Origin of the sequence: Nonomuraea sp. NPDC049655, assembly GCF_044465465.1 — a bacterium.
Lineage (GTDB): Bacteria > Actinomycetota > Actinomycetes > Streptosporangiales > Streptosporangiaceae > Nonomuraea.
In genome coordinates this window covers 34600-54969 of record NZ_JBITLS010000027.1, presented here as the reverse complement: position 1 = coordinate 54969, position 20370 = coordinate 34600, and the positions used below count along the sequence as shown (strand labels likewise).

Below are 20370 nucleotides of genomic sequence, written 5' to 3'. Positions count from 1 at the left end.
CTCGCCCTTCGGGGTGACCTTGCCGACCAGGATGTCGCCGGGGACGACCTCGGCGCCGATCCGGATGATGCCGCGCTCGTCGAGGTCGGCCAGGACCTCTTCCGACACGTTGGGGATGTCCCGGGTGATCTCCTCCGGGCCCAGCTTGGTGTCGCGGGCGTCGACCTCGTGCTCCTCGATGTGGATCGAGGACAGGACGTCGTCCTGGACCAGGCGCTGGGACAGGATGATGGCGTCTTCGTAGTTGTGGCCCTCCCACGGCATGAACGCCACGAGCAGGTTCTTGCCGAGCGCCATCTCACCGTTGTCGGTGCAGGGGCCGTCGGCGATGACCTGGTTGACCTCGACCCGGTCGCCCTCGGCGACGATGGGCTTCTGGTTGAAGGAGGTGCCCTGGTTGGAGCGCTTGAACTTGGCGACCCGGTACGTCGTACGCGTGCCGTCGTCGTTCATGACGGTGACGTAGTCGGCCGAGACCTCCTCGACCACGCCGGCCTTCTCGGCGCTGATGACGTCGCCTGCGTCGGTCGCGGCACGGTACTCCATGCCGGTGCCGACCAGCGGCGCCTCGCTCTTGAGCAGCGGCACCGACTGGCGCTGCATGTTGGAGCCCATGAGCGCGCGGTTGGCGTCGTCGTGCTCGAGGAAGGGGATCATCGCGGTGGCGACCGACACCATCTGGCGCGGCGACACGTCGATGTAGTCGACTTCCTCGGCACGGGCGAGCTCGGTCTCGCCGCCCTTGGTGCGGACCAGGACGCGGGACTCGGCGAACGACCCGTCGGGGTTGAGCGTCGTGTTGGCCTGCGCCTTGACGTAGCGGTCTTCCTCGTCGGCCGTCAGGTAGTCGATCTGGTCGGTCACCCGGCCGTCGACGACCTTGCGGTAAGGCGTCTCGACGAAGCCGAAGGCGTTGATGCGGCCGTAGGAGGCCAGCGAGCCGATCAGACCGATGTTCGGGCCTTCAGGGGTCTCGATCGGGCACATCCGGCCGTAGTGGGACGGGTGCACGTCACGGACCTCGAAGCCGGCCCGCTCACGGGACAGACCACCGGGGCCGAGCGCGGACAGACGCCGCTTGTGCGTCAGGCCGGCCAGCGGGTTGGTCTGGTCCATGAACTGCGACAGCTGCGAGGTGCCGAAGAACTCCTTGATGGAGGCCACGACGGGACGGATGTTGATCAGGGTCTGCGGCGTGATCGCCTCGACGTCCTGGGTGGTCATCCGCTCGCGGACGACGCGCTCCATGCGGGCCAGGCCCAGGCGGACCTGGTTCTGGATGAGCTCGCCGACGCTGCGCAGGCGGCGGTTGCCGAAGTGGTCGATGTCGTCGACCTCGACGATCACCTCACCGTTGGCGCCCGGCATCGACTCCTCGCCCGCGTGCAGGCGGACGATGTACTCGATGGTGGCGACGATGTCCTCTTCGGTCAGCGTGCCCTGCGTGATCTCGGAGTCGACCCCGAGCTTCTTGTTGATCTTGTAGCGGCCCACCTTGGCCAGGTCGTACCGCTTGGGGTTGAAGTACAGGTTCTCCAGCAGGGTCTGCGCCGACTCCTTGGTCGGCGGCTCACCCGGCCGCAGCTTGCGGTAGATGTCCAGCAGGGCGTCGTCCTGGCCGGCCGTGTGGTCCTTCTCCAGCGTCGCCCGCATCGACTCGTACTGGCCGAACCGCTCGAGGATCTGGTCGTTGGTCCATCCCAATGCCTTGAGAAGCACGGTGACGGCCTGCTTGCGCTTACGGTCGATGCGCACACCGACGCTGTCGCGCTTGTCGATCTCGAACTCCAGCCAGGCACCCCGCGACGGGATGACCTTGCAGCCGTACAGATCCTTGTCCGAGGTCTTGTCGACGTTACGTTCGAAATAGACACCCGGCGAACGGACCAGCTGCGAGACCACGACACGCTCGGTGCCGTTGATGATGAACGTGCCCTTCGGCGTCATGAGCGGGAAATCACCCATGAACACCGTCTGGCTCTTGATCTCACCGGTGGTGTTATTGATGAACTCCGCCGTCACGAACATCGGGGCGGAGAAGGTCATGTCCTTGTCTTTGCACTCATCGACTGAGTACTTGGGCGGCTCGAACCGGTGGTCGCGGAACGACAAGGACATGGTCCCCGAGAAGTCCTCGATGGGACTGATCTCTTCGAAGATCTCTTCGAGGCCCGACTGGGTCGGGACGTCCCTGCGCCCGGCCTGACGAGCCGCCTCTACCCGGCCCTTCCACTTCTCGTTGCCCAGCAACCAGTCGAACGACTCGGTCTGCAGAGCGAGAAGATCAGGAACTTCGAGGGGCTCCTGGATGCGCGCGAAAGAGACGCGACGGGGACCAGCGGGTACGGCGGAGGCGTTGCGCGAGGCTGCCAACAGATGTCCTTCCGAGGGCTCGCGGCGGACTGACTACACGCACGCCAGACAACCTCGCAACGTGAGCAAGCATCACGGGTCGTCAAAGGGCAGCGCAAAGGGGCAGTGTAGCCGAACGGCACACGCCTGTCCACTTCGCTCTCGCTGCATGCTCCACGTTGGTCGCAGCATCGCCCGTTCAGCCGCAAACGTCAAGCCCGCGAGCCCGACTTTTAGCCGCCTAGAGGCCCGGACGCTGGAGTTTTCTCCCCAGTGTGATCGGGCGCCTACCGCCAGGCCCAAGACGATACCCGCGATCGTGGGCGGTTAACGCTCCGTCACCCCGGGGGTCGAACCCATGCCGACCGCCGGTGTAGCTGTGACTGGAGTACCCCTATCAAGGGCTTCACCAAACCTGATTTTTGGTAACAATTGAAGGTAGCGGCACGCCCGGCGGCTCAAGCCGTTCCCAGCAGCGTGGACAGCCCCTCGACCAGCCATCGCCCGTCTTGCCTGACCATGACGAACCGGGCTCGGTTCTGGGTCACCTGTTGCTGAGGCCTGTCCTGGTTCGGCACTACTTTTACCGTAACCATGTTCACGAACAACAGGACCTCGACCCTGTCGGGCGTGGCGCGCTCGACGCCGGCGTCCACCACGGCCGCCGTGCGCACGGTCTTCTCGGCCTTGGCCTTGGACACCAGCGACGTGGTGAGCTCCTTGTAGTGCCTGGTCAGCTCGCCCGTCGTGTACGCCCCGGCCCTGGCCAGGTCGGCCTCCACCGAGCGGTAGTCGTAGGAGAACATGTCGGGGGCGACCTGGCGGGCCGTCGCCATCGCCTCGGCCCCGGCCCCTTCGGCCCCCCGCAGGTCACGCAGGTCGAACCACATCCTGGGCACCAGCACGCCCGCGACGACCACCAGGACGCCGAGCAGCACCACAGTGACGGTTCTCACACCACCTGCACCACCTTCGACACCAGCCACACGCCGCCGGCCTTGGTCACGTCCATCGTCCAGCGGTAGAAGCGCTCCTGGGGCGGGCTCTTGGAGCCGTCCCAGCGGATCTCGGCGTCGGCCACCACCAGCACCTTCGCAGTGCCGCCGGACATCGACACCAGGCCGGTCGCGCGCAGGACGCCGTGCTGGACGACCTTGTTGGCGACCGTGGTGCTCTTGAGCTTGCCCGCGATGGCCTGGTAGCCGGTTCTGGCCCCGCCCGTGCAGGTGTCGAGGATGCGCTGCACGTCGGCGTCGACGGTCCTGTAGTCGAGCGAGACCAGGTTCTTGGCGTGGGTGCCGGCCGCGAGCAGCGCGGCCTGCCGGTCGTCGGCCAGGGCCTGCGCGTCACGCGCCTGGAGGGAGATCCACACGCCGGCGGCGACGAGCGCCGCCAGCGTCACGCTGAGGGCGGCCACGAGGATGCGTGCCGGGCGCGCGGGAAGTGCTCCCACCTGTGCTCACCCCTTCCGGCCGGTCGCCGGATCATAACCCGCGAGCCAGTCCTGAAGCCCTGGAATCGACGGAGGCGGTTGGGGAGCGGGGGCGTTGCGGGCGCCGCGCACGCCGGTCGCGCTGCCGCGCGGCTCCCTGCAGAACGCCTCCGGGTCGGGCGGCCGGGTGCGGACGTCGTGGGGCTGCCGCCTGCGTACGCCCTCGTAGCCGCGGGTGCACGGCCTGGGGACGTTGAGGTCGAGGTCGAGGCCGAAGTGCAGGCCGTCCCGGTCGACCACGGAGAAGGCGCCCGCGACGGCGGCCGGGTAGCCGATCAGGAGCTGCCGGAGGGCGGTGACGCGGGCGGAGACCGTCCGGCCGCCGATCACCAGGTGGGTCAGCAGCGGGCGCAGGTGAGGCGCGACGCCGTCGGTCAGGCGTTCGAGCGACTCGGCCGCGCGCGGGGTGCGGCCGATCACGTGTGCGAGGTCGCCGCGACCGTCGCGGAGCGAATCGGTCAAGCTCGCCAGATTCCCGGCGAATGCCTTCAGATGGCTCCCAGAGGCCCGCTGAGCGTCGAGCGCGGTCTCCCCGTCGTGCAGCACCGCGACCGTCTCGGGAAGGACGCTCTCGGCCTGTCCGAGCAGCTTCTCGCCCGCGTCGGCCAGCCGTCGCAGGGCCGGCCCGTTGCCGCCGAGCCCCTTGTCCAGCTCGGTCACAACCGTCTCCAGGTCGCGCGGGTCGATCGAGGCCAGCAGGCGGTCGGTGTCGCCGAGCAGCTTGGACGTGGGAACCGGCAGCCGCGTGTGCGCGCGGTCGATCACGTCCCCCTCCCGCAGGTACGGCCCCGCGCCCCCGGCGGGCCGCAGGTCCAGGTACTGCTCCCCCACCCCCGACCGGTTGGCCACCACCGCCAGCAGGCCGCGGGCCGGGACCGGGTCGCCGGACCCGAGCCTGACCACGGCCCGCGCGCCGTCGCCCGCCACCGCCAGCGACTCCACCCGGCCGATCGGCACCCCTCGGTAGGTCACCTCCGAGCCGTCGAACAGCCCGCCCGCGTCGGCGAGTTCGACCGTGACCCGGTAGGCGGGGTCGAACAGGTCGGCGCCGACCCGGGCGTACCTGACCAGCGTGTACGCCACCGCCACCACCCCGATCAGCGCGAACGCCACCAGCCTGACGGTCATCGCGCACCGCCGAGCAGGTTGCGCAGCGTGGCGCCGGGCGAGGCGTCGACGGTCAGGTCGGTGTTGGCGTAGTCGCCGCGCAGCATGGACGAGGCCGACCCCGGGAACGGGAACGTGATCGCGGTCGCCAGCCCCGACGCGACGCTGTCGCGCGCCCGGTCGAGGTTGAGCAGGAGCTCGCGCAGGTGGCGGAGGTCGGCGAGGGCGTCGGCCTGGGAACGCTCCACGACGCGGGTGGCGGTGCGGCCGAGCCGGTCGAGGGCGGCGAGCATGGCGGTCAGGCCCGCGCGCTGGCCCTTGAGCAGGGCGACGGCCGGGCCGATCTCGGTGGCGGTGGCCCTGATCGTGGCACGCTGGGCGGCCAGGGTGCCGGTGAGGCCGTCGAGGGCGTCGATCAGCCGGACGATCTGCTTCCTGGAGCCGTCGAGCCCCGCGGCGAACGCGCCGAGCCTGCGCAGCAGGTCCTTCAGCCGGGCCGAGCGGCCGTCGAGCACGTCGGCCAGCTCACGGTTGACGGTCGCGAACTGGTCGAGGCCGCCGCCGTCGACCAGCAGCGAGGCGGCCGACAACACCTCCTCGACCTCGGCCGTCGTGCTCGTCCGGGCCACCGGGATCGGGCCGCTCAACCGCCCGCGCCCGGCGGGCAGCAGTTCGACGAACTTCTCCCCCAGCAGGCTCGTCTGCGAGATCGCCGCCGAGGTGCGGTCGGGCAGGGCGACGTCGCCGCGCACCTGGCAGACCACGTCGGCCCGCCAGTCGTCGCCCAGCTCCACGCCGGTGACCTCGCCCACGGTGACGTCGTCGACCTTGCACGGCGAGCGCGGCACCAGGTCGAGCGCGTCGGCGAACCGGATGGTCACCGCGTACGGCCGCGCGCCCAGGTCGGCGCCGCCGGGCAGCGGCAGCGAGGCCACCCCCTCGAAGCCGCAGCCGGCCAGGGTCGCGAGCAGCAGCGCCAGGACGAGCGGGCCTCTCATCGCACGGGTCCTTCCGGCAGGGGGTCGGGCGGCCGGATCGAGGCGGGCAGCGGGACCAGGTTCTGGATGATCGTGTCGAACCAGCGCCCGTTGCCGGTCGCGTCGGCGAGCTGCCGGGTGAACGGCCCGAGCAGGGCCAGCGACCGGTCGAGGCTCTCCTCCTGGCGGCGCAGCACCGCGACGAACGAGCGCAGCCGTTCGAGCGCGGGTCGCAACGTGGTCCTGTTGTCGGCGACCAGCCCGTCGATCTGCCCGGCCAGCACGATCGTGTTGACCAGCAGCCCGTGGACGACGGCCCGCCGCGCGGAGACCTCGCGCAGCAGCAGGTCGCCGTCGGTGACCAGGTCGTGCAGGTCGGCGTTGCGGCGGGCCAGCAGGCCGGTGACGGTACGGGCGTGGCCGACCAGGTCGTGGAGGCGGGCGTCGCGGGCGGCGACGGTACGCGAGAGCCTGCCGAGCCCGCGGAGGGAGGCCCGGATCTCCGTCGAGGAGCCTTCCATGGTCTGCGACAACACGGTCATGGCCGCGGCCAGGGCCCGCTCGTCGACGCGTCCCGCGGCCGCGCCCAGGTCGGCGACGGCGGGCGCGACCTCGTAGGGGACGCTGGTGCGCGACAGCGGGATCTGCCCCTGGAGCCGGCCGCCGCCCTCGGGGACGAGCATGACGAAGTGGGCGCCGAGCAGGGTCTTGATCCGGATGTCCGCCCTGGTCAGCGAGCCGAGCCGGACGTCGTCGGCCACCCGCAGATCGACGCGGACGTGGTCGCCTTCGAGATCGACGCCGGTGACCTCCCCGACCTTGATTCCGGCGATCACCACGTCGTCGTGCTCGCGCAGGCCCGCCGAGTCGGCGAACGCGGCCGAGTACGTGCTGCCGCGCGGCAGGCCGCCGACCGCCAGGGCCGCCACGACCAGCGCGAGGGCCACGACGATGCCGCCGACGCCCAGCGGCACGGGATCGCGTCTCCTGAAGGGGGTCAGTGGCATCGCGGGCTCCCGTTGACGATCTTCGGAGTGCGCACGCCGCCGCTCCTGACCGTGAGCGAGCAGAGGTAGAAGTTGAACCAGGATCCGTAGGAGGAGGCCCGGACGAGCCGGCCGAGACGGTCGGGGGCGCGGGCGAGGGTGTCCTCGACCAGGGCGCTCCTGGCGTTGAGCGCCTTGAGCAGCCCGTCCGCGTGCCGGACGCTCGCCCGCAGGTCGGGCCGGGCCCTGCGGACGAGGTCGCCGGTGACGGCGGTGAGACGGTCGAGGGTGGCCAGCGAGTCGCCGATGGCCTCGCGGTCGCCGGCCAGGCCGCCGATCAGGGCGCGCAGGTCGATCAGCAGGCGGTCGTAGTCGTGCTCCCGGCCGGCGATCTCGCCGAGCACCGCGCCGAGGTTGGTGATCACGCGGCCGATCACGGCGTCGCGGTCGGCGAGCGTGCCGGTGAGGGAGGCGATGTGGCCGAGCAGGGCCTCGACCGTGCCGCCCTCGCCCTGGAGCACCTGGACGATCTGCCAGCTCAGCTTGTTGACGTCCTGGGGGCGGATGGCGTTGAGCAGCGGCCTGAAGCCGTTGAACAGGGCCGTGACGTCGAGGGCCGGGCGGGTGCCGGCCACGCGGGCGCCCGGCGGCAGCAGGCCGGGGCCGCCGGCGCCGGTGGACAGCGTCAGGTAGCGGTCGCCGACGAGGTTGCGCCACCGGACGGCGGCCACGACCGAGCGGGGCAGCGCGGTGGTGCGCCGTACGGAGAAGGCGACATCGGCCTGGACGCCCGCCAGCGTGACGCTCTCGACCCGGCCGACCCGCACGCCGGCGATGCGCACCTCGTCGCCCTCGCGCAGCCCCGAGGCGTCGGTGAACAGGGCGTGGTAGACGACCGCGGCGGTGAAGCGGGCGCCCGAGATCGTGATCGCGAGGGTGGCCACGCACAGGGTGGTGACGAGGGCGAAGACGGCCAGCTTGAGCGCCGGCCCGAGCGTGGTCATCGCAGCATCAGCCTCGCCAGGTCGGCCGTGCCGTCGTCGAAGCGCACCCCCGGGAAGGGCACGGGCGCGTGGTCGGGCAGGCCGTAGCAGGCCGGGCCCCTGCGGTCGGCGTAACGCGGGGTGTCCCTGCCGGGTTCGTACGGGTGCGCCGGCCGGACGATCTCCAGCACCGCCTTCGCGCTGCCGTGGCCGAAGGCGTCGTCCAGCAGCGGCCGGAGGCGGTCCAGGCCGCGCAGCACGCACGGGATGACGGGCGCGTGATGGGCGGCCACGTCGAGGGCCGGGCGGACGACGTGCGACAGACCGACGATGCCCGGCTCGTCCGTGGTCAGCAGGCGGTCGGTGGCGGTGGCGGCCCGGGTGACGGCCGCGCCGGCCGGGCCGATGGGGGCGGCGGTGAGGGTGCGGCTGATCGCGGCGCTGTTGGCGAGGGTGCGCAGCAGGTCGGGGGCGGCCTGGCCGTACCGGGCGGTGACGTCGGCGAGCTTGGCGATGTCCCGCTTCAGCGCCGGCAGGTGGGGCTGGAGGCGACGCAGGTAGGCGTCGGTTCTGTCCAGGGTCGTGCCGAGCCGGGCGCCGCGGCCGTCCAGGGCGGTGGCCAGGGCGTTCAGGACGGCGTTCAGGCGTTCGGGGTGGACGGCGCGCAGGTGGGCCAGCAGGCGGTCGAGGATCTCGGTGATCTCGACGGCGGCGGCCGATGACCTGATCACGTCGCCGTCGCGCAGCGGGCCGTGCGGCGAGCTGGGCGGGATCAGGGCGACGTACTTCTCGCCGAACAGGGTCTTGGCGCGCAGCTCGGCGGTGGAGGCGCGGTCGACGTCGTGGTCGAGGGCCAGGGTGAGGCGGGCGCCGTGGTCGGCGGGCGCCAGGTCGGCCACCTCGCCGACCACGACCCCGTTGACCTTGACGTCGGCCCGGCGGTCGAGCTGCAGCCCGGCGGCCGGCAGCAGCAGCGTGACGTGCCGGGCGGTGGAGAACGCCTTCGTGTAGACGGCCAGCGTCAGGGCGGTGAAGGCGGCGATGATCGCCAGGAGCGCGGCGCCGTGTCTCATCCGGCCAGCCTCACCGTCGTGGTCGTGCCCCAGATGGCCAGACCGAGCAGGAGGTTGGCGACGTTGACCGTCACCAGCACCGCGCGCACGGCCCGCCCGACCGCCACCCCGACCCCGGCCGGCCCGCCGGTGGCGTGGAAGCCGTGGTAGCAGTGGATGAGGATCACCAGGACGGCGAAGACCATCGCCTTGCCGAAGGACCACAACACGTCGTAGGGCGACAGGAACAGCTCGAAGTAGTGGTCGTAGGTGCCCGTGGACTGGTCGTGCAGCACGGTCACGATCAGGCGGGTGGCGACGTAGGAGGCGAGCAGGCCGAGCACGTACAGGGGCATGACGGCGGCGAAGCCGGCGATCAGCCGCGTGGTGACCAGGAACGGCACCGGCGGGACCGCCATGACCTCCAGCGCGTCGACCTCCTCGCCGACCCGCATCGCGCCGAGCTGGGCGGTGAACCCGCAGCCCACGGTGGCCGACAGGCCGATGGCGGACACCAGCGGGGCGATCTCGCGGGTGTTGACGTAGCTGGACAGGAAGCCGGTGAAGGCCGAGCCGCCGATGCGGTCGAGGCCGGTGTAGCCCTGCAGGCCGACCTCGGTGCCGGTGAAGAAGGTCATGAAGGCGACGATCGTCATCGTGCCGCCGATCACCGCCAGGCCGCCGCTGCCCAGCCCGACCTCGGCCAGCAGCCTGAGCACCTCGCGCCGGTAGCGCGCGCCGGCCGGGAGGGCCCTGATCGCCCTGGCGTAGAACTCGCCCTGCCGGTCGAGCGCCCTCATGACCGCACCAGCTCGTTGTGGACCGCGCTGATCAGGAAGTTCTCGGCGAACAGCAGCAGGGCGGCGAACACCACGGCCTGGTTGACCGCCTCCCCGACGCCCTTGGGGCCGCCCGCCGCGCCCAGCCCCTTGTACGCGGCGACGAGCCCCGTCGTGACCCCGAAGACCAGCGCCTTGCCCTCCGACACCCACAGGTCGGAGACCTCGGCCAGGGCGTTGAACGACTGCAGGTACGCGCCGGGCGAGCCGCCCTGGACGACCACGTTGAACAGGTAGCCGGCGATCAGCCCGACCGTGACGACCAGGCCGTTGAGCAGCGGCGCGACCAGCGCGCAGGCGGCGACCCTGGGCACGACGAGCCGGTGGAGGGGGTCCACAGCGAGCACCTCCATGGCGTCGATCTCGTCCCTGATCCGGCGGGCGCCGAGGTCGGCGCAGATCGCGCTGCCGGCCGCGCCCGCGATCATCAGCGCGGTCACCACCGGGCCAGCCTCGCGGACGATGCCGAGCACGGCGGTGGCCCCGGTGAAGGACTGGGCGCCGAACTGGCGGATCAGGTTGCCGGTCTGCATCGCGAGCACGGCCCCGAAGGGGATGGCGACCAGGGCGGTGGGCAGGGCGCTCACGCTGACGATGAACCACGCCTGCCGGACGAGCTCGCGCACCTGGAACGGCCGTCGCGCGGCGGCCCTGGCGGTGTCGAGCGACATGGCGACGAACCGCCCGACCTCCGCCGTCACCATGTGCGGCCGATCGAACGCATGCAGTCACCGTCATGGGCCGCGCGGAAGTGCTTCTCGGTCGGATTCATGATCTAGGCGACGCCGTCCGCGTGGGCGGCGACCAGCCTGGGGTACTCCTCCAGCCAGTCGCGGCCGCGTTCGTCCACGAACGAGCCCTGCGGCGGGGTCACGCCGTGGGCCGCCAGCCATCGGCCGGGCGGCTGCTGCGACCGGCGCAGCACGTTGCCGCTCGGCATGAGCTGCGGCGGGATCGGCGGCAGCCCGCCGGGGTCGTGGCCCATCCTGGCCTCGGCCTCCAGCTCGGAGACGTCCTTCTCCTCCGACATGCCGATCGGGCCGTGCCTGCGGGCGTTGAGGAACTGCCGCACCACCGGCTCGTCGCTGGACAGCAGCATCTCGCGCGGCCCGAACATGACCAGCTCGCGGCGGAACAGCAGCCCGATGTTGTCGGGGACCGTGCGGGCGGTGTTGATGTCGTGGGTGACGATCAGGAACGTGGCCTCGATGTCGGCGTTGATGTCGACGATCGTCTGGTTGAGGAAGGCGGTGCGGACCGGGTCGAGGCCGGAGTCGGGCTCGTCGAACAGGATGATCTCGGGGTCGAGCACCAGCGCCCTGGCCAGGCCGGCGCGTTTGCGCATGCCGCCGGAGATCTCGCCGGGCAGCTTGCCCTCGGCGCCGACCAGCCCGACCAGGTCGATCTTGTCCATCACGATCCGGCGGATCTCGGCCTCGGTCTTCCTGGTGTGCTCGCGCAGCGGGAAGGCGATGTTGTCGTAGAGGTTGAGCGAGCCGAACAGGGCGCCGTCCTGGAACAGCACGCCGAACAGCCGGCGCAGCTCGTAGAGCTTGCGTTCGGGGCAGCTCGCCAGGTCGTGGCCGTCGATCCAGATGTGGCCGCGGTCGGGACGCAGCAGGCCGACCAGCGTCTTGAGGAAGACGGACTTGCCGGTGCCCGACGGGCCGAGCAGCACCGAGATCTCACCCGCGGGCAGCGTGAGCGAGACATCCTCCCAGATGACCTGCCGACCGAACGACTTGGTCAACCCCTCGACCACGACCTCGACGCCCACTGGCCACCTTCCCGATCACAGGGAGCACTCAGGGGATAACGTGCCGCACACTTTACTTCCAGGATGGACTCGCGGTGGCGGCGTTCCGAGGAATTGGAACCGGTTCCAATAACTTGTTACCCGGTGCTGTCGGGTCCGGTAAGAGCGCGCAGGCTCGGGCGCAGCAGCCGGGCGATGCGCTCCGGCGGGGCGTCGCGCAGCTCGGGCAGTTCGAGCAGCTGGTGGCCGACGGTCACGCCGAGCAGGATCGTGGTCATCAGGGCCGCGCGCAGGCGGGCGTCCTCGCCCGGGATCGAGGCGGCGAGCCTGTCGACCTGCCGGGCGAGCGCCTCGCGGGCCGCCGTGCCCGCCTCGGGATGGGTGAGCATCGAACGCATCATCGCCAGCGAACCCTGGGGCAGCTCGCCCATCTTCACGTCGAGGGTGCCGAGCAGGTGCTCGACCAGTTCCTCGGGGGTGGCGGCGGCCTCGGGGGCGGGCGTGGCGCGCACGGCGGCCCTGAAGAGCTCCTGCTTGTTGCCGAAGTACTGCATGACCAGGGCCGGGTCGACCTCGGCGGACTTCGCGACCGCCCTGATGGTGGCGCGCTCGTAGCCGACTTCGGCGAACAGCGCCCTGGCCGCGTCGAGGATCCTTCCCTCGGTTCTGCGCCGCCGTTCGGCACGGGGAAGCACTCGCTCGCTCACGGTCCGACTCTACCCGTGTTGACCGTTCGACCGGATTCGCTCTACGCTCGTTGAGTCAACGAGTGTTGAGCAAGATGTGAGGGGTTGTGGTCATGACCGTCGAGGAGATCGTCGGCGCCTTCCACGGCGCGATGCTGCGCAAGTCGGCCGACGAACTGGCCGACCTGTACGCGGAGGACGGCAGGCACGAGTTCCCGTTCGGCGGGCTGCCGCCGTACGAGGGGCGGGAGGCGGTGCGGGCGGGGTACCGGGCGTCCTGGGGCCTCTCCCCCGCCGTGCCGCAGGAGGTGGAACGGGTCGCGTTGCACCGTACGGACGATCCCGAGGTGGTGGTCGTCGAGCAGAACGCGCACGTCAAGGTGGGCGAGCGGGCGATCGTCGTCCCGGGGCTGCTGATGCTGCGGATCAGGGACGGCCGGATCGTCCACTGCAAGGACTTCATGGACGCGAGCGCCATCGCCAAGGTCCGCGAGGCCGCCCACGAAACCGGGATCACTTTCGGCTGAGGTCGAAGACCGCGATGCCGCCGCCGGTTGGCCGGGCGATGAGACGCGGAGGAGAATGTCCCCGTTACATGCGAAAAGAGGCGGTCACACCCGGCACCAGGGTGTGTCCGCCTCTTCCGAAGAGCTGTGTGAAGTGGGAAGTTACTTCACGGTCACGGTGGCGCCGGCGCCCTCAAGGGCAGCCTTGGCCTTCTCCGCCTGCTCCTTGTTGACCTTGCCGTCGAAGACCGGCTTGGGAGCGCCGTCCACCAGGTCCTTGGCCTCCTTGAGGCCCAGGGACGTGAGGGCGCGGATCTCCTTGATGACCTGGATCTTCTTGTCGCCGGCGGCCTCGAGGATGACGTCGAACTCGTCCTGCTCCTCAACGGCGGCGGCCTCGCCACCGCCACCGGCGGCGGGGGCGGCGGCGACCGCGACGGGGGCGGCGGCCTTGACGTCGAAGACCTCTTCGAAGTTCTTCACGAACTCGGACAGCTCGAGGAGGGTCATCTCCTTGAACGCGTCGAGCAGCTCGTCGTTGCTGAGCTTCGCCATGATGCTTTTCCTTACGTTTAGGACTTGCAGAAAACTAGGAACGGGACCGCGGAAGTTGCGGCAACCCCCGTGTTACTCGCCCGCTTCTTCGCGCTTGGCACGAAGGGCGTCGGCCAGCTGAGCCATCTGCGTGGGCAGCGCGGCGAAAACCGCGGCGGCAGCGCTCTGCTTCGCCTTGAGAGCACCGGCGAGCTTAGCGAGGAGGACCTCGCGGGACTCGAGGTCGGCGAGCTTGGTGATCTCGGTGGCGTCGAGCGTCTTACCGTCGAGCACACCACCCTTGATCACCAGAAGGGGATTGGCCTTGGCGAAGTCACGCAGACCCTTGGCCGCCTCGACAACGTCGCCGTTGACGAAGGCGATCGCGGTCGGGCCCGTGAGCAGGTCGTCGGGGAACGACAGACCGGCTTCGTTGGCCGCGATCTTGGTCAGGGTGTTCTTCGCCACGGCGAACTTCGCATTCTCACCAAGAGCAACGCGCAGCTGCTTGAGCTGAGCGACGGTGAGACCGCGGTACTCGGTCAGAACGGCGGCGCTGCTGCCTTCGAACTCGCTCTTGAGCTCGGCAACGGCTGTCGCCTTATCCGCCCTCGCCATGGGCCTCCTTCCAGGTGTGCCGCCGGCGAAGGCTCCTGGAAATGAGAACAGCCCCGGGCGCAGGGGCGCACGGGGCTCACATATGGAACTGCACCATATGGGAAACTCGCATCACACCTGCGCGGGCCGTCCACAGAACGTGGATCCTTCGGTCGCCAGGACTGATGCACCTGACGACGACCGGCGGTCTTCGGCAACGACCAGAGTACGTGCTGGTCGCCGAGTTTCCAAATCGGTCCTCAGTTGACGGTCGTCTTCGGCAGCTCACCGACCTGGTCCGCGGGCGGGGCCTCGACCTTGACGGGCTCGTTGAAGCCCTTGAACAGCAGGGTGGCGTCCAGCGTCGCGCCCTCCTTGGAGCCGTTCAGGGTGAGCTTGCGGGGCAGGCCGTCGCCGGCCACCCAGATGTCGAACTTGACGTCCTTGAGCTCGGCGAGGTTCGTCCTGGCCTGCTGCTGCTTGTCGGCGGGCAGCTGACCGACGGCGGCGTCCACGGGGAACGTGCCGGTGTAGTGGGTGGTGTCCGCGCCGTTGACGCTCTCGGTGCCGACCTGCTTCACGTCCTTGGACACGGTGACCAGCTTGGTCACGTTGGCGAGGTCGAACTGCTGGATCTGGCTGAGGTACTGGTTGACCTGGTTCTGGTCGCCCACTTCGTTGAGCGCGACCTTGATCCACGGCTTGGTGGCGCCGACGAGCTGCTTGAGTGCCTCGACCTTCACATAGACGGTGTCGCCCTGGAGGACGGCGCGCACGCCGCCCGGCAGGTTCCGGCCGCCCATGTCGACGGTGTCGAGGGTCAGGTCGACGGCGAGCTGGGGCTTGCTCTGGTAGAGCATGCGTCCCTGCACCTTGCCGTTGCCTTCTTGGGGGTGCGTCACGTTCGCGACGGCGTCCACCGTGTAGCTGGTGACCTCTGCGGTCTTCTGCGCGGCCTGCGCGAGCACCTCTGAGGCGGCCAGGTTGACCTGGATGGGCTGCACGTTCGTACCGCACCCGGCGACCGAGGCCGCGATGAGAGCAGCTCCGGCCACGGCGGTGGCGAGACTTATCCTGCGCTTCAGCATGTTTTGACCCTACGGTTGGCTTGTCCCATCGTGGCGACTTCCCCGCATAAATCGGGGAAAACCCAGGGTTCTCCCCCACAGGCTGTGCACGATTTCTGCACAACCCCGCTCACCTGGAGAGATCATCCGGGCCGAAAACCCGGACGAGACGGCTCCGACCCGGTGCCCGGCGGCCCCCGGACAAAGGGAGGCCCGGTGCCCGGCGGCACCCGGACAAAGCGAAAGGCCCCCGCCTGAGACAGGCGGGGGCCTTTCGAAGAACGTGCGACCGTTACGCGTCGAGCTCGGCGGTCAGGCCACGGGTGAGGTTGGGGTCGACGGGGACGCCGGGGCCCATGGTGGTGGAGAAGGTGACCTTCTTCAGGTAACGCCCCTTGGCCGCCGACGGCTTGAGACGCAGCACCTCGTCAAGGGCGGCGGCGTAGTTCTCGATGAGCTGACGCTCGGGGAACGACGTCTTGCCGATGATGAAGTGCAGGTTGGCCTGCCGGTCGGTGCGGAACTCGATCTTGCCGCCCTTGATCTCCGTCACGGCCTTGGCGACGTCGGGCGTCACGGTACCGGTCTTGGGGTTGGGCATGAGACCGCGCGGGCCGAGCACGCGGCCCAGACGGCCGACCTTGCCCATGAGGTCGGGGGTGGCGACCACGGCGTCGAACTCGTTGAGCCGGTTGCCCTTGGCGATCTCGTCGATCAGCTCGTCGGCGCCGACGATGTCGGCGCCCGCCTCGCGGGCTGCCTCGGCACGGTCACCGGTCGCGAAGACCAGGACCCGGGCGGTCTTACCGGTGCCGTGCGGGAGGTTGACCGTGCCGCGCACGATCTGGTCGGCCTTGCGAGGGTCGACACCCAGCCGCAGCGCCACTTCCACGGTGGCGTCGAACTTGGTGGTCGACGTCTCCTTGGCCAGCTTCGCGGCGTCGGCGGGCGTGTAGAGCTTGTCGCGGTCGACCTTGGCCGCCGCGTCCTTGTGCGCCTTGCTGCGCTTCATGTCTGTCTCCTTGTGGTACGCGGGCCGGGACCCGGCCCTCCCACGGATCTGGGAAAGGTCTTAGTCGGCGATCGTGATGCCCATCGACCGGGCGGTGCCGGCGATGATCTTCTCTGCAGCCTCGACGTCGTTGGCGTTGAGGTCGGGCATCTTGGTCTCGGCGATGCTGCGCAGCTGCTCGCGCGTCAGCCGGCCGACCTTGTCCTTGTGGGGGACGGCGCTGCCCTTGTCGAGACCCAGGGCCTTCTTGATCAGCTCAGGCGCCGGGGGCGTCTTCGTGATGAAGGTGAAGCTGCGGTCTTCGAAAATGGTGATCTCAACGGGGATGATGTTGCCCCGCTGGGACTCCGTAGCAGCGTTGTACTGCTTGACGAAGTCCATGATGTTGACGCCGTGGGGACCGAGGGCGGTACCGACCGGCGGAGCGGGCGTGGCCTGGCCAGCGGGGAGCTGGACCTTGACGAGCGCCGCGATCTTCTTCTTCGGAGGCATGAGTCCTTCTCCGGGTCCTGATCGTGATGCCGTCCGGACGCGGATGCGCCCGGACATGTCGGAAGGCCACCCTTCGCGAAAGGCGGCCGACCGAACGTCTAAGTGTAGGTGATCGTCTTAGATCTTCGAGACCTGGTTGAACGAGAGCTCGACCGGGGTCTCACGACCGAAGATCGAGACGAGCACCTTGAGCTTCTGCGACTCGGGGCTGATCTCGCTGACCGAGGCGGGCAGGGTGGCGAAGGGGCCGTCCATGACCGTGACGGACTCGCCGATCTCGAACTCGACCGTGGGGCCGCTGGCCGCCTTGGTGGTGGCCTTCTTGGCCTCCTCGGTCGGCTCGGGCGCCAGCAGCTTGGCGACCTCGTCGAGGCTGAGCGGGCTCGGCTTGTTGGACAGGCCGACGAAACCGGTCACGCCGGGCGTGTTGCGCACGGCGGCCCAGGACTCGTCGGTCAGCTCCATGCGCACCAGGACGTAGCCGGGCAGCACACGCTCCTTGACCGGGACCTTCTTGCCGCTCTTGAACTCCTGGACGGTGTGCGTGGGCACCTCGACCTGGTAGATGTAGTCCTCCATGTTGAGCGACACGTTGCGGCTCTCGATGTTGGACTTCACGCGGTTCTCGTAGCCGGCGTAGGAGTGGATCACGTACCACTCGCCAGGGAGCCCGCGCAGGGAGCTCTTGAACTCCTCGACCGGGTCGACGTCGGGCAGGATCTCGGCCTCCGCGTCGGCGGGGGCCTCCTCCGCCTCTTCGACCTCGTCGGTCTCGTCGGCCTCCTGGAGAGCCGCCTCGACGCCTTCGTCGCGAGCCTCACCCAGCTCGTCGCCCCATTCGTCGGTGGCCTCTCCCAGCTCGTCGTCGCCCCGCTCGTCGCGGGGTTCCTCGGCCGGAACAGAAGACTCGGACACGTGACCTTTCCTCATTTCCTCGAATCGAATGGTGTCGCCGTCAGCCGACACCACACGGTGTCGAGCTAGGCGGGATCACTCCCCGCCGAAGACGCGGAGGACGGCCCAGCCCAGAGCGGCGTCGAGCCCATAAACGATCGCCACCATGATCAGAACGAATACCAGAACGACCGTGGTGTAGGTGATGAGATCCTTGCGTGTCGGCCAGATGACCTTGCGGAGCTCGTTGACGACCTGCCGGTAGAAAAGGGCAGGTGAAGTGCGTGTCTTCTTCTCGCCACTGGGCTTGCCTGCGGTCTCGCCGCGCGTGTCGATCGCCACAGTCCTCACCTGAATCTGTCGTATCCAACGCAGTTTTGCGGCGCGCTTACACGCCATTATTGCGCGGACCGCACTCGCAGGGCACGAGGGACTCGAACCCCCAACCGCCGGTTTTGGAGACCGGTGCGCTACCAATTGCGCCAGTGCCCTATGTCGTCAACCACACTACCCTGATTGACTCACTGCCTGGACCGAACCGCTCGCCGACATGCGGCGGAAGGACCAGGCGAAAGCATACGGGGGATTGCCCGGTACGTCGAACCCAAACCTGATCGCCCAGGTCACGCCCGCGTGGGAGCATGGGAGGCATGTCCACGCGACCCCGTATCTCCGCAAGAATCTCCGCGATTTCCGAGTCCGCCACGCTCGCGGTGGACGCCAAGGCGAAGGCGATGAAGGCCGCCGGCCGCCCGGTCATCGGCTTCGGCGCCGGCGAGCCCGACTTCCCGACGCCCGGCTACATCGTCGAGGCGGCGGTCGAGGCGGCCCGCGACCCGCGCAACCACAAGTACACGCCGGCGGGCGGCCTTCCCGAGCTGAAGCAGGCCATCGCCGACAAGACGCGGCGCGACTCCGGCTACTCCGTCGAGCCGTCCCAGGTGCTCGTCACCAACGGCGGCAAGCAGGCCGTCTACGAGGCGTTCGCCACGCTGCTCGACCCGGGCGACGAGGTCATCGTGGTCGCCCCCTACTGGACGACCTACCCCGAGGCGATCAAGCTGGCCGGGGGCGTGCAGGTCGACGTGGTGACCGACGAGTCCACGGGCTACCTGGCCGGCGTCGAGCAGCTCGAAGCGGCCCGTACCGAGCGTACGAAGGTGCTGCTGTTCGTCTCGCCGTCCAACCCGACGGGCGCGGTCTACTCGCGCGAGGAGACCGTGGCGATCGGCCGGTGGGCGGCCGAGCACGGGCTGTGGGTGGTCACCGACGAGATCTACGAGCACCTGGTCTACGGCGGCGCCGAGTTCACCAGCATCGCCACGGCCGTGCCCGAGCTGGGCGACCGGGTCGTGATCCTCAACGGCGTGGCCAAGACGTACGCGATGACCGGCTGGCGGGTGGGCTGGCTGATCGGCCCGGCCGACGTGGTCAAGGCCGCCGCCAACCTGCAGTCGCACGCCACCTCCAACGTGGCCAACGTGTCGCAGAGGGCCGCGCTGGCCGCGGTCTCCGGCGACCTGTCGGCCGTGGCGGAGATGCGGTCGGCCTTCGACCGGCGGCGCCAGACCATGGTGCGGATGCTCAACGAGATCCCGGGCGTGTTCTGCCCGGAGCCGAAGGGGGCGTTCTACGCGTACCCGTCGGTCAAGGGGCTGCTGGGCAAGGAGCTGCGCGGCCGGCGGCCCGGGTCGTCGGCGGAGCTGGCCGAGCTGATCCTGGAGGAGGCCGAGGTGGCGGTCGTGCCGGGCGAGGCGTTCGGCACTCCCGGCTACTTCCGGCTGTCCTACGCCCTCGGTGACGACGATCTGGTCGAGGGCGTCAGCCGGATGGCCAAGCTGCTGTCCGAGGCTCACTGAGCGACTCAGGCAGCGGCTCAGGAGGCGGCGGGTCTGACGGCGGCGGCGGTCTGGCGGAGCTGGGCGGTCATGCCGGGCGTGGCGGCGAGGTAGACGGCCGTGCCGGGGCTCTCCAGCCACATGAAGTTGCGCAGGCCGTCGCGGCTCGTCCAGCGCAGCGCGGGTTTGCCGCGGTAGGCGGTCAGGGTCGAGCGGGCCACCAGCGTGGCGAACTGCTCGGCCGTCCGCACGCCGCACACCACGCCCACCCGTAGTTGCTCGTCCTCGTCGTCGCGCCACATCACGCCCCTGACCGTGAGCCGCCTGGCGAGCGCGCCCAGTCGGCCGAAGGTGCCGGCGCGGGCCAGGGGCGGGGGCGCGCCGGGGATCTCCAGCCTGGTCGATCCGCAGGCCAGCGTGACGGGTTTCCCGGTCGCCGGCTCGCTCGCCGACGGCGGCGGCGGGGTGGTGCTGGGCGGTCGCGGCGTGTCGCCGCCGCACCCGCCCGTGCCCGCGGCCAGCGCGAACGTGATGAACACCGCTGCCGGGCGCCGCATCGTCCCCCCATGACTCGTGGGATCAACCAGGGAAAAGGCTCCTAGTCTCCTACAGGAGCGCGGGCCGAGGCGGCAATAGGCAGCAGCTCGCCGCCGAGTGAGTCGCTCACCCGGATCCAGGCGCCCGTGCCGGGGCGTTCCAGCCAGGCGATCACCCTGCCGCCGCGCGGATGCGCGCCGACCACCGCGGGCCGGCCCCTGATCGTGGTCTCGCGGGGGTCCAGCACGCCGGCGTGCGCGCGGTAGGTGTCCCAGTCGGCGGCCACCGTGCCGTGCTCGACCTGGGCCTCCACGTAGCGCTTCGCGGTGCCGTACCTGGCCCGGACGCCGTCGGGGGCGACCGGGCCGCCGCCGCTGCGGCGCAGGCCGCGAGGCAGGTAGGTGAGCCAGAGGTCGTCGGAGACGACCGCCAGCGGGGCCCCGGCCCGCGCCGCCGCCGCGGCGCCGGCGCCGGACGGCGCCTTCAGGGGCGGCGGGGGCACGTACGACGAGCCCGCAGAAGGCGGGTGCGGACGGCCGAAACCCGAATGGAACAGGGCGTAGATGGCGAGAGCGGTCACCGCGAACGCCAGGCCGGCGAGCAGCGCGCGCCGGCCCTGCCCCGCGACGCCCGCACCCTCAGGGATCATGGACGGTTGATCCC

General features: G+C 70.1%; 23 protein-coding genes and 1 tRNA gene. 2 read left to right on the top strand and 22 right to left on the bottom strand.

Annotated features, from left to right (window positions below; translation table 11 throughout):
- The 12 genes from rpoB to ACIBQ6_RS49745 form a co-directional block, all read right to left on the bottom strand.
- A partial coding sequence (gene rpoB, locus ACIBQ6_RS49800) for a DNA-directed RNA polymerase subunit beta (protein ID WP_397219509.1) occupies positions 1-2373 on the bottom strand: 2373 nt, incomplete at its 3' end.
- A 437-nt stretch (positions 2374-2810) separates the two neighbouring features.
- Complete coding sequence (locus tag ACIBQ6_RS49795; protein ID WP_397219508.1) at positions 2811-3308, bottom strand: hypothetical protein; 498 nt, start codon at positions 3306-3308, stop codon at positions 2811-2813.
- The gene (locus ACIBQ6_RS49790; RefSeq protein ID WP_358289098.1) at positions 3305-3805 is read right to left on the bottom strand and encodes a hypothetical protein; all 501 of its coding nucleotides are present in this window, start codon (positions 3803-3805) and stop codon (positions 3305-3307) included. The genes ACIBQ6_RS49795 and ACIBQ6_RS49790 overlap by 4 nt, the downstream gene beginning before the upstream one ends.
- A 6-nt stretch (positions 3806-3811) precedes the next feature.
- Positions 3812-4972 carry an MlaD family protein gene (locus ACIBQ6_RS49785; RefSeq protein ID WP_397219507.1) on the bottom strand — a complete coding sequence of 387 codons (1161 nt, stop codon included), beginning with the start codon at positions 4970-4972 and terminating at the stop codon, positions 3812-3814.
- The gene (locus tag ACIBQ6_RS49780; RefSeq protein WP_397219506.1) at positions 4969-5949 is read right to left on the bottom strand and encodes an MCE family protein; all 981 of its coding nucleotides are present in this window, start codon (positions 5947-5949) and stop codon (positions 4969-4971) included. The genes ACIBQ6_RS49785 and ACIBQ6_RS49780 overlap by 4 nt, the downstream gene beginning before the upstream one ends.
- The gene (locus ACIBQ6_RS49775) at positions 5946-6935 is read right to left on the bottom strand and encodes an MCE family protein (protein ID WP_397219505.1); all 990 of its coding nucleotides are present in this window, start codon (positions 6933-6935) and stop codon (positions 5946-5948) included. The genes ACIBQ6_RS49780 and ACIBQ6_RS49775 overlap by 4 nt, the downstream gene beginning before the upstream one ends.
- Positions 6926-7918 (bottom strand): MCE family protein, encoded by a 993-nt coding sequence (locus ACIBQ6_RS49770; RefSeq protein WP_397219504.1) that lies wholly within the window; start codon positions 7916-7918, stop codon positions 6926-6928. Before ACIBQ6_RS49770 ends, ACIBQ6_RS49775 begins: the two co-directional genes overlap by 10 nt.
- Positions 7915-8970, bottom strand: a complete 1056-nt coding sequence (locus ACIBQ6_RS49765; RefSeq protein ID WP_397219503.1) for an MCE family protein — start codon at positions 8968-8970, stop codon at positions 7915-7917. The genes ACIBQ6_RS49770 and ACIBQ6_RS49765 overlap by 4 nt, the downstream gene beginning before the upstream one ends.
- Positions 8967-9749, bottom strand: a complete 783-nt coding sequence (locus ACIBQ6_RS49760) for an ABC transporter permease (RefSeq protein WP_358289115.1) — start codon at positions 9747-9749, stop codon at positions 8967-8969. The genes ACIBQ6_RS49765 and ACIBQ6_RS49760 overlap by 4 nt, the downstream gene beginning before the upstream one ends.
- A complete protein-coding gene (locus ACIBQ6_RS49755) occupies positions 9746-10492 on the bottom strand; it encodes an MlaE family ABC transporter permease (protein WP_397219502.1) in 747 nt (248 codons plus the stop codon). Before ACIBQ6_RS49755 ends, ACIBQ6_RS49760 begins: the two co-directional genes overlap by 4 nt.
- Before the next feature lie 71 nt (positions 10493-10563).
- The gene (locus ACIBQ6_RS49750) at positions 10564-11565 is read right to left on the bottom strand and encodes an ABC transporter ATP-binding protein (RefSeq protein ID WP_397219501.1); all 1002 of its coding nucleotides are present in this window, start codon (positions 11563-11565) and stop codon (positions 10564-10566) included.
- 116 nt (positions 11566-11681) lie between these two features.
- Positions 11682-12251 (bottom strand): TetR family transcriptional regulator, encoded by a 570-nt coding sequence (locus ACIBQ6_RS49745; RefSeq protein WP_397153947.1) that lies wholly within the window; start codon positions 12249-12251, stop codon positions 11682-11684.
- Positions 12252-12343: 92 nt separating this feature from the next.
- Between ACIBQ6_RS49745 and ACIBQ6_RS49740 the strand changes: the two genes are divergently transcribed.
- Positions 12344-12757: a nuclear transport factor 2 family protein gene (locus ACIBQ6_RS49740; RefSeq protein WP_397219500.1), complete on the top strand. Its 414-nt coding sequence runs from the start codon at positions 12344-12346 to the stop codon at positions 12755-12757.
- A gap of 141 nt (positions 12758-12898) precedes the next feature.
- Here the strand turns inward: ACIBQ6_RS49740 and rplL are convergent, their stop codons facing one another.
- The 8 genes from rplL to ACIBQ6_RS49700 all read right to left on the bottom strand — a co-directional run bounded on the left by rplL (position 12899) and on the right by ACIBQ6_RS49700 (position 17824).
- Positions 12899-13291 carry a 50S ribosomal protein L7/L12 gene (gene rplL / locus ACIBQ6_RS49735; RefSeq protein ID WP_357967396.1) on the bottom strand — a complete coding sequence of 131 codons (393 nt, stop codon included), beginning with the start codon at positions 13289-13291 and terminating at the stop codon, positions 12899-12901.
- A gap of 72 nt (positions 13292-13363) precedes the next feature.
- The gene (gene rplJ / locus ACIBQ6_RS49730) at positions 13364-13888 is read right to left on the bottom strand and encodes a 50S ribosomal protein L10 (RefSeq protein ID WP_125642941.1); all 525 of its coding nucleotides are present in this window, start codon (positions 13886-13888) and stop codon (positions 13364-13366) included.
- A 239-nt stretch (positions 13889-14127) separates the two neighbouring features.
- Entirely contained in the window at positions 14128-14955 is an 828-nt protein-coding gene (locus ACIBQ6_RS49725) for a DUF1396 domain-containing protein (protein ID WP_358289127.1), read from the bottom strand.
- Between the two features lie 271 nt (positions 14956-15226).
- Positions 15227-15946 carry a 50S ribosomal protein L1 gene (gene rplA, locus ACIBQ6_RS49720; RefSeq protein WP_352325431.1) on the bottom strand — a complete coding sequence of 240 codons (720 nt, stop codon included), beginning with the start codon at positions 15944-15946 and terminating at the stop codon, positions 15227-15229.
- 60 nt (positions 15947-16006) lie between these two features.
- Positions 16007-16438, bottom strand: a complete 432-nt coding sequence (gene rplK, locus ACIBQ6_RS49715; RefSeq protein WP_125642947.1) for a 50S ribosomal protein L11 — start codon at positions 16436-16438, stop codon at positions 16007-16009.
- A 117-nt stretch (positions 16439-16555) separates the two neighbouring features.
- The gene (nusG, locus tag ACIBQ6_RS49710; RefSeq protein ID WP_397219499.1) at positions 16556-17368 is read right to left on the bottom strand and encodes a transcription termination/antitermination protein NusG; all 813 of its coding nucleotides are present in this window, start codon (positions 17366-17368) and stop codon (positions 16556-16558) included.
- Positions 17369-17428: 60 nt separating this feature from the next.
- Positions 17429-17674: a preprotein translocase subunit SecE gene (secE, locus tag ACIBQ6_RS49705; RefSeq protein WP_125642950.1), complete on the bottom strand. Its 246-nt coding sequence runs from the start codon at positions 17672-17674 to the stop codon at positions 17429-17431.
- Positions 17675-17751: 77 nt separating this feature from the next.
- A tRNA-Trp gene (locus ACIBQ6_RS49700) sits at positions 17752-17824 on the bottom strand.
- 158 nt (positions 17825-17982) lie between these two features.
- On the opposite strand from ACIBQ6_RS49700, the gene ACIBQ6_RS49695 reads away from it, so the two are divergent.
- A complete protein-coding gene (locus tag ACIBQ6_RS49695; protein ID WP_397219498.1) occupies positions 17983-19191 on the top strand; it encodes a pyridoxal phosphate-dependent aminotransferase in 1209 nt (402 codons plus the stop codon).
- Between the two features lie 17 nt (positions 19192-19208).
- Here ACIBQ6_RS49695 and ACIBQ6_RS49690 read toward each other — a convergent pair whose 3' ends face one another.
- Both ACIBQ6_RS49690 and ACIBQ6_RS49685 read right to left on the bottom strand, forming a co-directional pair.
- On the bottom strand, positions 19209-19727 hold the full coding sequence (locus ACIBQ6_RS49690; RefSeq protein WP_358289138.1) for a hypothetical protein: 519 nt from the start codon (positions 19725-19727) through the stop codon (positions 19209-19211).
- A 41-nt stretch (positions 19728-19768) separates the two neighbouring features.
- On the bottom strand, positions 19769-20356 hold the full coding sequence (locus ACIBQ6_RS49685) for a hypothetical protein (protein ID WP_397219497.1): 588 nt from the start codon (positions 20354-20356) through the stop codon (positions 19769-19771).
- Between the last annotated feature and the right edge of the window lie 14 nt (positions 20357-20370).

Bases quoted from the DNA above. Each gene is read 5' to 3' on its own strand.
- ACIBQ6_RS49785 (WP_397219507.1), bottom strand. From the start codon at position 4,972: ATGACCGTCAGGCTGGTGGCGTTCGCGCTGATCGGGGTGGTGGCGGTG.
- ACIBQ6_RS49780 (WP_397219506.1), bottom strand. From the start codon at position 5,949: ATGAGAGGCCCGCTCGTCCTGGCGCTGCTGCTCGCGACCCTGGCCGGC.
- ACIBQ6_RS49775 (WP_397219505.1), bottom strand. From the start codon at position 6,935: ATGCCACTGACCCCCTTCAGGAGACGCGATCCCGTGCCGCTGGGCGTC.
- ACIBQ6_RS49770 (WP_397219504.1), bottom strand. From the start codon at position 7,918: ATGACCACGCTCGGGCCGGCGCTCAAGCTGGCCGTCTTCGCCCTCGTC.
- ACIBQ6_RS49765 (WP_397219503.1), bottom strand. From the start codon at position 8,970: ATGAGACACGGCGCCGCGCTCCTGGCGATCATCGCCGCCTTCACCGCC.
- ACIBQ6_RS49760 (WP_358289115.1), bottom strand. From the start codon at position 9,749: ATGAGGGCGCTCGACCGGCAGGGCGAGTTCTACGCCAGGGCGATCAGG.
- ACIBQ6_RS49755 (WP_397219502.1), bottom strand. From the start codon at position 10,492: ATGGTGACGGCGGAGGTCGGGCGGTTCGTCGCCATGTCGCTCGACACC.
- ACIBQ6_RS49740 (WP_397219500.1), top strand. From the start codon at position 12,344: ATGACCGTCGAGGAGATCGTCGGCGCCTTCCACGGCGCGATGCTGCGC.
- rplL (WP_357967396.1), bottom strand. From the start codon at position 13,291: ATGGCGAAGCTCAGCAACGACGAGCTGCTCGACGCGTTCAAGGAGATG.
- rplJ (WP_125642941.1), bottom strand. From the start codon at position 13,888: ATGGCGAGGGCGGATAAGGCGACAGCCGTTGCCGAGCTCAAGAGCGAG.
- ACIBQ6_RS49725 (WP_358289127.1), bottom strand. From the start codon at position 14,955: ATGCTGAAGCGCAGGATAAGTCTCGCCACCGCCGTGGCCGGAGCTGCT.
- rplA (WP_352325431.1), bottom strand. From the start codon at position 15,946: ATGAAGCGCAGCAAGGCGCACAAGGACGCGGCGGCCAAGGTCGACCGC.
- rplK (WP_125642947.1), bottom strand. From the start codon at position 16,438: ATGCCTCCGAAGAAGAAGATCGCGGCGCTCGTCAAGGTCCAGCTCCCC.
- nusG (WP_397219499.1), bottom strand. From the start codon at position 17,368: ATGAGGAAAGGTCACGTGTCCGAGTCTTCTGTTCCGGCCGAGGAACCC.
- ACIBQ6_RS49695 (WP_397219498.1), top strand. From the start codon at position 17,983: ATGTCCACGCGACCCCGTATCTCCGCAAGAATCTCCGCGATTTCCGAG.
- ACIBQ6_RS49690 (WP_358289138.1), bottom strand. From the start codon at position 19,727: ATGCGGCGCCCGGCAGCGGTGTTCATCACGTTCGCGCTGGCCGCGGGC.
- ACIBQ6_RS49685 (WP_397219497.1), bottom strand. From the start codon at position 20,356: ATGATCCCTGAGGGTGCGGGCGTCGCGGGGCAGGGCCGGCGCGCGCTG.